The 4,052-nt window shown below is 73.0% G+C and carries 4 protein-coding genes; all 4 read left to right on the top strand.

Annotated elements, in window-relative coordinates:
* Nucleotides 1-275: ferredoxin (fdxA, locus tag Q6969_RS13705; RefSeq protein ID WP_317230939.1), on the top strand; the 275-nt coding region annotated here is incomplete at its 5' end.
* A gap of 5 nt (nt 276-280) precedes the next feature.
* Nucleotides 281-1,393, top strand: a complete 1,113-nt coding sequence (gene dapC / locus Q6969_RS13710) for a succinyldiaminopimelate transaminase (protein ID WP_317230940.1) — start codon at nt 281-283, stop codon at nt 1,391-1,393.
* A 160-nt stretch (nt 1,394-1,553) separates the two neighbouring features.
* Nucleotides 1,554-2,879: a citrate synthase gene (locus Q6969_RS13715; RefSeq protein ID WP_317230941.1), complete on the top strand. Its 1,326-nt coding sequence runs from the start codon at nt 1,554-1,556 to the stop codon at nt 2,877-2,879.
* Between the two features lie 156 nt (nt 2,880-3,035).
* A partial coding sequence (locus Q6969_RS13720) for a serine/threonine-protein kinase (RefSeq protein WP_317230942.1) occupies nt 3,036-4,052 on the top strand: 1,017 nt, incomplete at its 3' end.

Here is a 4,052-nt window from a genome sequence, read left to right on the forward strand (position 1 = left end):
CCTGCATCGACGAGTGCCCGGTGGACTGCATCTACGAGGGCGAGCGGTCCCTCTACATCCACCCCGACGAGTGCGTGGACTGCGGCGCCTGCGAGCCGGTGTGCCCGGTCGAGGCGATCTACTACGAGGACGACCTGCCGGAGAAGTGGTCGGACTACTACACGGCGAACGTGGAGTTCTTCGCCGAGATGGGCTCGCCCGGCGGCGCCACCAAGATCGGCGTGACGCACTCCGACCACCCCGTCATCGCCGCCCTCCCGCCCCAGGCCGGCTGACGCGCATGGCCCTCGGCGAGCTGCCCGACTACCCCTGGGACCTGATGGCGCCCTACGCCGAGAGGGCAGGGCGCCACCCCGACGGCATCGTGGACCTCAGCATCGGCTCGCCCGTCGACCCGACGCCGACGCTCATCCGCGACGCGCTCGCCTGGGCGACCGACGCGCACGCGTACCCGACCACGGTCGGCACGCCCGAGCTGCGGGACGCGATGGTCGCCTGGAGCGCGCGGCGCCGCGGCGCGACGCTCGGCACCGACCAGGTGCTGCCGACCATCGGGTCGAAGGAGATGGTGGCATGGCTGCCGTTCATGCTCGGCCTCGGCCAGGGCGACGCGGTCGTGCACCCGCGGGTCGCGTACCCCACCTACGCCATCGGCGCCGCCCTCGCGGGGGCCGACAGCGTCCCGGCCGACGACCCCGCCGACTGGCCCGAGGGCACCCGCCTCGTCTGGCTGAACTCGCCCGGCAACCCCGACGGCCGCGTGCTCGGGGTGGAGGAGCTGCGGGCCGCGGTCGCCCGCGCACGGGAGCTCGGCGCCGTCATCGCGAGCGACGAGTGCTACGCCGAGCTCGGCTGGGAGGGGGAGTGGGCCGAGGGCCCGACGCCCTCGATCCTCGACGCGCGAGTCGTCGGCGAGGACCACACGGGCGTCCTCGCGCTCTACTCGCTGAGCAAGCAGTCGAACCTCGCGGGCTACCGCGCCGCGCTCGTGGCGGGCGACCGCGAGCTCATCGCCCGCCTGATCCGCGTCCGCAAGCACGCGGGGCTCCTCCCGCCCGCGCCGCTGCAGCACGCGATGACGGTCGCGCTCGGCGACGACGCGCACGTGCGCGCGCAGCGCGAGCTCTACCGCGCGCGCCGCGGGGTGCTCCTGCCCGCGCTCGTCGACGCCGGCTGGCGCATCGACCGCAGCGAGGCGGGCCTGTACCTCTGGGCGACGCGCGGCCGCGACGCCTGGGAGGGCATCGCGGAGCTCGCCGACCTCGGGATCCTCGCGGGCCCCGGCCCCTTCTACGGCGACGCGTCGCCCGAGCACGTGCGGCTGTCCCTCACGGCCACGGACGAGCGCATCGAGGCGGCGGCGGCGCGGCTCCGCTCCGCTCCTCCCGCGTAGCACGACCTCCAACGGAACGCCCCGGATGCTGGCGGAGGCGACAGTGTCCCGGTCGGCCCTTTAGGCTGTAGTCGGTTCGGACCCGGCGTCGCGACGGCGCCATGAGCGCTCACGGCGCGGATCGGTCCGACCGATCCGACACATGACTCGAGGAGGCGCCGTGACCGATGGCGGGCAGCAGGCGGACCAGAAGCCCCAGGCGGCGGAGGAGCCGACCGCGACGCTGACGTATCCGGGCGGCCGGGTGGAGTTCCCCATCCTCCCGGCGGTCGACGGGGCCTCCAGCATCGACATCTCGACGCTCACCCGGAAGACCGGGCTCACCACCCTCGACAACGGCTTCGTCAACACCGCGTCGACCCGCTCGGCCATCACGTACATCGACGGCGAGCAGGGCATCCTCCGCTACCGCGGCTACCCGATCGAGCAGCTCGCACGCCACTCGAGCTACCTCGAGGTGGCCTGGCTCCTCATCCACGGCGAGCTGCCCTCGGCCGACGAGCTCGCGAAGTTCGAGGACGACATCCGCCGCCACACGCTCTTGCACGAGGACTTCAAGGGCCTGTTCCGCGCCCTGCCCACCAACGCGCACCCCATGTCGGTGCTCTCCAGCGCCGTGTCGGCGCTCTCCACCTACTACGAGGACTCGCTGAGCGTCCACGACCCCGAGCAGGTCGAGATCTCGACCCTGCGCCTGCTCGCGAAGCTGCCGGTCATCGCGGCGTACGCGCACAAGAAGAGCATCGGCCAGGCGTTCCTCTACCCGGACAACTCGCTGTCGTTCGTCGACAACTTCCTCCGCTTGAACTTCGGCAACAACGCGGAAGCGTACGAGGTGGACCCCGTGGTCAGCCGCGCGCTCGAGCGGCTGCTGATCCTGCACGAGGACCACGAGCAGAACGCGTCGACGTCGACCGTGCGGCTCGTCGGATCGACCGAGGCGAACATGTTCTCCTCCGTCTCCGCGGGCATCGGCGCGCTCTTCGGCCCGCTGCACGGCGGCGCGAACGAGGCCGTGCTCGCGATGCTCGGCCGCATCCGCGACTCCGGCGAGGGCGTCGACCGCTACGTGGAGCGCGTGAAGAACAAGGAGGACGGCGTCCGCCTCATGGGCTTCGGGCACCGCGTCTACAAGAACTTCGACCCGCGCGCCCGCCTCGTGAAGGAGAGCGCCGACGAGGTGCTGGAGGCCCTCGGGATCCAGGACCCGCTGCTCGACATCGCCAAGGAGCTCGAGGCGGTCGCTCTCGCGGACGACTACTTCATCGAGCGGAAGCTGTACCCGAACGTCGACTTCTACACGGGCGTCATCTACAAGGCGATGGGCTTCCCCACCCGCATGTTCACGGCGCTGTTCACCATCGGCCGGCTCCCCGGCTGGATCGCGCACTGGCGCGAGATGAACGAGGACCAGGCCACCAAGATCGGCCGCCCGCAGCAGCTCTACATCGGGCAGCCGGCGCGCGACCTGCCCCCGCGCGACTAGCCCCGCCCGCACGACGGGCGCTCCCGAAGAGGGGGCGTCCGCAGGGCGCCGATCCGTGTACCCGCGCGGATCGGCGACCTAGACTCATCGGACACCTGCGTTCCACCCGCCGCCCGCAACAGCCCCTGCCGTCGGTCCCGACCCGAAGAGGGGGCCATGGCCAGACGCCTGCCGTCGTCCCCGCCGGTGCTGCCGGGATTCACGTACGTGACGGTCCTCGGCAGCGGCGGCTTCGCCGACGTCTTCCTCTACGAGCAGGACATGCCGCGCCGCCAGGTCGCGGTGAAGGTCATGCTCGCGGAGATCGTGACCGACCGCCTCCGCGCCATGTTCCGCGCGGAGGCCGACCTCATGGCGCAGCTGAGCGCGCACCCGTCCGTGCTCACCGTGCACCAGGCGAGCGTCGCCGCCGACGGGCGCCCGTACCTCGTCATGGAGCTCTGCTCGTCGAGCCTCAGCGACCGGTACCGGCGCGAGCCGCTGGGCGTCGCCGAGGTTCTGCGCGTCGGGATCCGCATCGCGAGCGCCGTGGAGACCGCCCACCGTGCGGGCGTGCTCCACCGCGACATCAAGCCCGCCAACATCCTCACCACCGCCTTCGGGCACCCGGTGCTCAGCGACTTCGGCATCGCGTCGACCCTCGAGGACGCCGCCGCGACCGACGCGGTGGGCCTCTCCATCCCGTGGTCGGCGCCCGAGGTGCTGGCCGACGAGAGCCCCGGCACCGTCCGGAGCGAGGTCTGGTCGCTCGCCGCGACCGTGTACTCGCTGCTCGCCGGGCGGAGCCCCTTCGAGGTACCCGGCGGGCAGAACGCCCCCGCGGACCTCGTGGCCCGGATCCAGCGGGCGCGTCCGCTGCCGACCGGCCGCGCCGACGTGCCGGAGCGGCTCGAGCTGGTGCTCCGCCGCGCCATGTCGCGGCAGCCGTCGGCGCGCCCCGAGTCGGCGCTCGCGTTCGTGCGCGAGCTGCAGGCGGTCGAGGCGGAGCTGCGGCTCGCGCAGACGCCGCTCGAGGTGGCGAGCGAGGGGTGGGCGTCCGCCGTCGCCGCGGGCGTCGACGAGGACGACGACCCCACGCGCGTGCGCGGCATCGTGCAGGTGGATCCCGGCACGACCGGTCCCGGCGGCGCGACCGGCGTGCGCCGCGCCCGGCGGAGGGCGGCCCCGTCGTCG

The organism is Clavibacter sp. MX14-G9D (assembly GCF_032917815.1).
In the GTDB taxonomy this organism is placed as follows: Bacteria; Actinomycetota; Actinomycetes; order Actinomycetales; family Microbacteriaceae; genus Clavibacter; species Clavibacter michiganensis_K.